The sequence below is a fragment of the Enterobacter cloacae complex sp. SHL012 genome, assembly GCF_049237505.1.
Classification (GTDB): Bacteria; Pseudomonadota; Gammaproteobacteria; order Enterobacterales; family Enterobacteriaceae; genus Enterobacter; species Enterobacter kobei.
On the sequence record NZ_JBMKIZ010000006.1, the window covers coordinates 229,400 to 235,832 of the forward strand.

The 6,433-nt window shown below is 54.7% G+C and carries 6 protein-coding genes; 4 read left to right on the forward strand and 2 right to left on the reverse strand.

Annotated elements, in window-relative coordinates; all coding sequences use genetic code 11:
* Positions 1–3 precede the first annotated feature (3 nt).
* The 4 genes from rbsC to rbsR all read left to right on the forward strand — a co-directional run bounded on the left by rbsC (position 4) and on the right by rbsR (position 3,919).
* Positions 4–969 carry a ribose ABC transporter permease gene (rbsC, locus tag ACOTY9_RS18995; protein ID WP_014881872.1) on the forward strand — a complete coding sequence of 322 codons (966 nt, stop codon included), beginning with the start codon at positions 4–6 and terminating at the stop codon, positions 967–969.
* A 27-nt stretch (positions 970–996) separates the two neighbouring features.
* Positions 997–1,887, forward strand: coding sequence for a ribose ABC transporter substrate-binding protein RbsB (gene rbsB / locus ACOTY9_RS19000; protein ID WP_014881871.1), 891 nt, complete (start codon positions 997–999; stop codon positions 1,885–1,887).
* Between the two features lie 106 nt (positions 1,888–1,993).
* The gene (gene rbsK / locus ACOTY9_RS19005; RefSeq protein WP_047027517.1) at positions 1,994–2,923 is read left to right on the forward strand and encodes a ribokinase; all 930 of its coding nucleotides are present in this window, start codon (positions 1,994–1,996) and stop codon (positions 2,921–2,923) included.
* Between the two features lie 3 nt (positions 2,924–2,926).
* On the forward strand, positions 2,927–3,919 hold the full coding sequence (rbsR, locus tag ACOTY9_RS19010; RefSeq protein WP_014881869.1) for a ribose operon transcriptional repressor RbsR: 993 nt from the start codon (positions 2,927–2,929) through the stop codon (positions 3,917–3,919).
* Here the strand turns inward: rbsR and mdtD are convergent.
* Both mdtD and ACOTY9_RS19020 read right to left on the reverse strand, forming a co-directional pair.
* Positions 3,885–5,318 carry a multidrug transporter subunit MdtD gene (gene mdtD / locus ACOTY9_RS19015; protein WP_121527210.1) on the reverse strand — a complete coding sequence of 478 codons (1,434 nt, stop codon included), beginning with the start codon at positions 5,316–5,318 and terminating at the stop codon, positions 3,885–3,887. The genes rbsR and mdtD overlap by 35 nt on opposite strands.
* Positions 5,315–6,022 carry a FadR/GntR family transcriptional regulator gene (locus ACOTY9_RS19020; protein WP_014881867.1) on the reverse strand — a complete coding sequence of 236 codons (708 nt, stop codon included), beginning with the start codon at positions 6,020–6,022 and terminating at the stop codon, positions 5,315–5,317. Before ACOTY9_RS19020 ends, mdtD begins: the two co-directional genes overlap by 4 nt.
* Between the last annotated feature and the right edge of the window lie 411 nt (positions 6,023–6,433).

Sequence of the window (6,433 nt, forward strand, 5' to 3'; positions counted from 1 at the left end):
AAGATGACTACCCAGGCTGTTTCTGGTCGCCGCTATTTCACAAAGGCATGGCTGATGGAACAAAAATCGCTGATTGCCCTGCTGGTGCTGATCGCGATTGTGTCGACCATGAGTCCGAATTTCTTCACCGTTAATAACCTCTTCAACATTCTGCAGCAGACGTCTGTGAACGCCATTATGGCGGTCGGGATGACGCTGGTGATTTTGACCTCGGGTATCGATCTGTCCGTCGGTTCCCTGCTGGCGCTCACCGGTGCGATCGCCGCTTCGCTTGTCGGGATTGAAGTCAACGCGCTGGTGGCGGTTGCCGCTGCACTGGCAGCAGGCGCGGCGATTGGCGCTGTAACCGGCGTAATCGTGGCAAAAGGGCGTGTTCAGGCGTTTATCGCCACGCTGGTCATGATGCTGCTGCTGCGTGGTGTGACCATGGTCTACACCAACGGTAGCCCGGTCAATACCGGGTTTACGGATAATGCCGATCTGTTTGGCTGGTTCGGTATTGGCCGTCCGCTGGGCGTCCCGACGCCGGTCTGGATCATGGCTATCGTCTTCCTGGCGGCGTGGTACATGCTGCATCACACCCGTCTGGGTCGTTACATTTATGCGCTGGGCGGTAACGAAGCGGCAACGCGTCTGTCCGGTATTAGCGTCAATAAAGTCAAAATTATCGTTTACTCCCTGTGCGGCCTGCTGGCCTCTCTGGCGGGCATCATCGAAGTGGCGCGTCTTTCTTCTGCGCAGCCAACGGCGGGTACGGGCTATGAACTGGATGCCATCGCGGCGGTGGTTCTGGGCGGTACGAGTCTGGCGGGCGGTAAAGGTCGCATTGTTGGGACATTGATCGGCGCACTGATCCTCGGTTTCCTGAATAATGGTTTGAATTTGTTAGGTGTTTCCTCCTATTACCAGATGATCGTTAAGGCAGTGGTGATTTTGCTGGCGGTACTGGTAGACAACAAAAAACAGTAACTGACGACACTACAGGACATCTTAGATATGAACATGAAAAAACTGGCTACCCTGGTTTCCGCTGTCGCGCTGAGCGCAACCGTAAGTGCTAACGCCATGGCGAAAGACACCATCGCGCTGGTTGTCTCTACCCTGAACAACCCGTTCTTCGTCTCCCTGAAGGATGGTGCGCAGAAAGAAGCTGACAAGCTGGGTTACAACCTGGTCGTGCTGGATTCTCAGAACAACCCGGCGAAAGAGCTGGCGAACGTTCAGGACTTAACCGTTCGTGGCACCAAAATCCTGCTGATCAACCCAACCGATTCTGACGCCGTAGGTAACGCCGTTAAAATGGCAAACCAGGCGAAAATTCCGGTGATCACGCTGGACCGTCAGGCGAACAAAGGCGATGTAGTCAGCCACATCGCGTCTGATAACGTGCTGGGCGGTAAAATCGCCGGTGATTACATTGCGAAGAAAGCCGGTGAAGGCGCCAAAGTCATCGAACTGCAGGGTATTGCCGGGACGTCCGCAGCGCGTGAGCGTGGCGAAGGCTTCCAGCAGGCTGTTGCTGCACACAAATTCAATGTCCTGGCGAGCCAGCCAGCAGACTTCGACCGTACTAAAGGTCTGAACGTTATGCAGAACCTGCTGACCGCACATCCTGACGTGCAGGCTGTGTTTGCACAGAACGATGAGATGGCGCTGGGTGCGCTGCGTGCCCTGCAGACTGCGGGTAAATCTGATGTGATGGTTGTCGGATTTGACGGTACGCCGGATGGTGAAAAAGCGGTAAATGATGGCAAACTGGCTGCGACCATCGCTCAGCTGCCTGAGCAGATTGGCGCGACTGGCGTACAAACTGCCGACAAAGTGCTGAAGGGCGAAAAAGTTCAGGCCAAATACCCTGTTGACCTGAAGCTGGTCATCAAGCAGTAAAAGGCGAATCAGGCAGTCGCTGGCTGCCTGAGGGACACCAATAAAGAAAAGTGTGGCATACGCCACCGGGTAACACCGGTGGCGCTCTCAGATGGACAATCCAACCATGAAAACCGCAGGTAACCTCGTCGTCCTTGGCAGTATCAATGCCGATCACATTCTTAACCTTGAATCATTCCCTGCACCGGGCGAAACCGTCACGGGTAATCAGTACCAGGTAGCATTTGGCGGTAAGGGCGCAAACCAGGCCGTCGCCGCCGGACGCAGTGGGGCGAATATTGCGTTTATCGCCTGCACGGGTGATGACGATACCGGTGAGCGCGTACGTAAACAGCTGGCCAGCGATAATATTGATATCGCGCCGGTCAGCGTTGTTGCGGGGGAGTCTACCGGCGTGGCGCTGATTTTCGTCAACGCTGAAGGTGAGAATGTCATCGGTATTCATGCGGGTGCTAACGCTGCGCTGACGACGGCGCGCGTAGAAGCGCAACGAGCACTCATCGGTGGAGCCGAAGCCCTGCTGATGCAGCTGGAGTCACCGGTTGAAAGCGTGCTGGCCGCCGCCAAAATTGCGCATGAAAATCATACCACTGTCGTACTTAACCCTGCTCCAGCCCGTGTATTATCAGACGAGTTGTTGGCGCTGGTGGACATCATTACGCCAAACGAAACCGAAGCGGAAAAGCTGACGGGCATTCGTGTTGAAAATGATGATGATGCCGCGCGTGCGGCGAAAGTGTTGCATGAAAAGGGCATCGGGACCGTTATCATTACTCTTGGCAGCCGTGGGGTGTGGGCAAGCGTAAACGGCGAAGGGCGTCGCGTGCCGGGCTTCAGGGTTAAAGCCATTGATACGATTGCCGCAGGCGATACCTTTAACGGTGCGCTGGTGACGGCGCTGCTGGAAGGCAAAGTGATGGATGATGCGATCCGCTTTGCGCATGCCGCCGCCGCAATTGCGGTGACGCGTAAAGGGGCACAGCCTTCCGTACCGTGGCGCAAAGAGATCGATGAATTCTTAAGTCAGCAGGGGTAACGCTTGGCTACGATGAAAGATGTCGCCCGCATGGCGGGCGTTTCTACTTCGACTGTCTCTCACGTTATTAATAACGATCGTTTCGTTAGCGAGGCGATTCGGGAGAAAGTCGAAGCCGCAGTAAAAGATCTCAACTATGCGCCGTCGGCGCTGGCGCGCAGCCTTAAGCTTAACCAGACGCGCACCATCGGTATGCTGATCACCGCCAGTACCAACCCTTTTTATTCTGAACTTGTTCGCGGCGTAGAGCGCAGCTGCTTCGAGCGTGGCTACAGTCTGGTGCTGTGCAATACCGAGGGTGACGAACAGCGTATGAACCGTAACCTGGAAACGCTGATGCAAAAACGCGTCGACGGGTTATTGCTGCTCTGTACCGAAACCCATCAGCCGTCGAAAGAGATTATCCAGCGCTACCCTTCAATTCCTACGGTGATGATGGACTGGGCACCGTTCGATGGGACCAGCGATCTGATTCAGGATAATTCCCTGCTGGGCGGCGACATGGCAACTCAGCATCTGATCGATAAAGGTCATACCCGCATCGCCTGCATTACCGGCCCGCTGGATAAAACCCCGGCGCGCTTGCGTCTGGAAGGTTATCTCTCGGCGATGGAACGCGCGGGTCTTGCCATCCCTGACGGCTACCGGATCACCGGTGATTTCGAATTTAACGGCGGCTTTGAGGCGATGCAGACATTGCTGATGCAAGAGCCGCGTCCGCAGGCGGTATTTATCGGTAACGATGCGATGGCATTTGGTGCTTATCAGGCGTTGTATCAGGCGGGGTTACGCGTTCCGGACGATATGGCGATCATTGGCTACGATGATATCGAACTGGCGCGCTACATGACGCCGCCGCTGACCACCATTCATCAGCCGAAAGATGAACTGGGTGAGCTGGCCATTGATGTGTTGATCCACCGAATGGCGCAGCCCACGCTGCAACAGCAACGTCTGCAGCTTACTCCTGTTCTGATGGAACGGGGTTCGGTTTAGCCTTTGCTTTGTGGCGCTCTTTGATCAGGTTTCGGCCGTCTTTCGGTTTTAACAGCATAAAGACCAGCGCCGATACCACCGTGAGTGCGCCCATCGTAATAAAGGTATAGTGGAACTGCTCAACGGTATTCGCGCTGTCAAAACCCTCATAAAAGCGCAGCACTGCTGCACTTACCGCCACCCCTAAACTGATCGACAGCTGCTGCGTTACCGCCAGCACGCTGTTGCCGCTACTGGCATTCTCGTCAGTCAGATCGGCAAGGGTAATGGTGTTCATCGACGTAAACTGCGTCGACATTGCCATGCCCAGCACAAACAACGGCAGGATCAGCATCCAGACGGGAAGAGAGGCGGATTGCAGAGAGAATTGCGCAATCATCAGGCCGATAAAGACCGTCACGCCAACCAGCGTCTTACGATAGCCAAACCAGCGCAGTACCTGCGTGACGGTTGATTTTGCCAGAATTGAACCCATTGCCGTGGGCGCCATCATGCAGCCGGCAATCAGGGCCGGATAGCCAAAACCTACCTGCAACATCAATGGCATCAGGAACGGTACGCATCCTGTCCCCAGGCGTGAAGCTATGTTTCCTGCAATCCCGACGGAGAAGGTCCGGGTGTTAAACAGCGATAAAGAGATAAGCGGTGTCGGGTGGCGACGCGCATGACGTATATAAAGAAGGAAAAGCATAATACCGCTGAGGATGACGGCCAGTGCCAGCCACGTTTCAACGATTTTCTCACCAAACAGCTCCATCCCGCTGGAGAACAGCACCAGGCTCAGACCAAACAGGAAAAATCCGCCCATATCGAAGCTGCGTCTTGGCGTGGTGAAGTTGGGCATATATTTGCGAGCGTAGAACAGCCCTGCCACACCAATCGGGATATTAATCAGGAAGATCCAGTGCCAGCTTGCCCAGGTCACAAACACGCCGCCGAGTACCGGGCCCAGTATCGGGCCGACGAGGCCCGGCATGGTGACGAAGTTGAGCACGGGAAGCAGCTCGCTGCGTGGGTAGGCACGCAGCAATGCCAGGCGCGCCACGGGCATCATCATCGCGCCGCCAATGCCCTGTAACACGCGGAAGATAACCAGCTCTGTTAAGGATGTGGAGAGCGCGCAGGCCAGCGAACCCAGGGTAAAGAGCGTTACGGCAAGCATGAAAACTCTGCGGGTACCGAAGCGGTCAGCCAGCCAGCCGCTTACCGGGATCAGCATCGCCACCGTCAGGGTATAGCTGATGATGGCGGATTGCATTGCCAGCGGGGAGCGGTTGAGGCTTTGTGCAATGGCGGGAAGCGCTGTGTTGAGGATGGTGGCATCCAGTGCCTGCATAAAGAACGCCATGGCTGCAATCCACGGCAATCCGGCCATGCTGCGCGCTTTTTTCTTTGTCATTTATCTACCTGCTGGTGGGTTGGCGCGGCCAGCAATGCCTGGCACGCACTCAGGGCTCGCTGCCCGTCGCTCTCCTGAATGGCATCCACTATCGCCTGATGCAAATCCAGCTTTACCACTTCGTCTTGTGTAATAGAGGAAAAGTAGGTGTGGTACACCGAATGGAATAACGAGGCAAAGGAGGTCAGGAAGGGATTGGCGCTCATCATATAGATATGTTCATGCCAGGCCATATCAACCTCAACCCAGCGTTCCCGGTTGAAATGTTTTTTCAGGAACACCATTTCTTCCATCAACGCGTTAAGTTGCGCTTTCTGCTCTGCTGTTCCGAGCGTGGCGGCAAGCAGGCAGGCCTGGGGTTCAAGGCTGCTACGCATCACGAGGAAGTGATCGACCACCTGATGAAAGTTATCTTCTGTCATCCACCAGGAGAGCAGCTCCTGATCGAGAAAATTCCAGTTACTCTGCGGCATCACGCGCGTACCAATGCGCGGGCGCGGGAGAACCATCCCTTTTGCCGTCAGGGTTTTCACCGCTTCACGAACGGCGGTACGGCTCACCCCAAACTGCTCGCCCAACTCCATTTCACCCGGCAGGATGCTGCCCGGGGCATATTTTCCCGCTAAAATCCGCTGCGCCAGCTTTTCTGCCAGCACATAGGAGAGGTTTTTTTGGGCGGCCAGCTGTTGTGCGCTTAATGGCATCGCGTTTATTCCTTAATGTTTCATGCTGATAATTATGCCACCTCGAATGTGATTGTGGTTGTAGATACATCAAATAGAACAATTTGTAGCTTGATTTCACCGCTATTGGTGAAAAAAAACACGGACGGAAACTTTTTTTAAATTTCCTCTTGTCACTGTGAAATAACTCCCTATAATGCGCCTCCACTGACACGGAACAACGGCACACACGCCGCCGGGTCAGCAGAGAAAAGCAAAATAAACGCTTGACTCTGAAGCGGGAAAGCGTAATATGCACACCCCGCGCCGCAGCGAAAACGAAGCGGCACTGCTCTTTAACAATTTATCAGACAATCTGTGTGGGCACTCAAAGTGACATGGATTCTTAACGTCTTCGGACGAAAAATGAATACCAAGTCTCTGAGTGAACAT

What these genes read in the sequence shown, in the direction of transcription:
- rbsB (WP_014881871.1), top strand. Translation starts at nt 997, where the DNA reads ATGAACATGAAAAAACTGGCTACCCTGGTTTCCGCTGTCGCGCTGAGC.
- mdtD (WP_121527210.1), bottom strand. Translation starts at nt 5,318, where the DNA reads ATGACAAAGAAAAAAGCGCGCAGCATGGCCGGATTGCCGTGGATTGCA.
- rbsC (WP_014881872.1), top strand. Translation starts at nt 4, where the DNA reads ATGACTACCCAGGCTGTTTCTGGTCGCCGCTATTTCACAAAGGCATGG.
- rbsK (WP_047027517.1), top strand. Translation starts at nt 1,994, where the DNA reads ATGAAAACCGCAGGTAACCTCGTCGTCCTTGGCAGTATCAATGCCGAT.
- ACOTY9_RS19020 (WP_014881867.1), bottom strand. Translation starts at nt 6,022, where the DNA reads ATGCCATTAAGCGCACAACAGCTGGCCGCCCAAAAAAACCTCTCCTAT.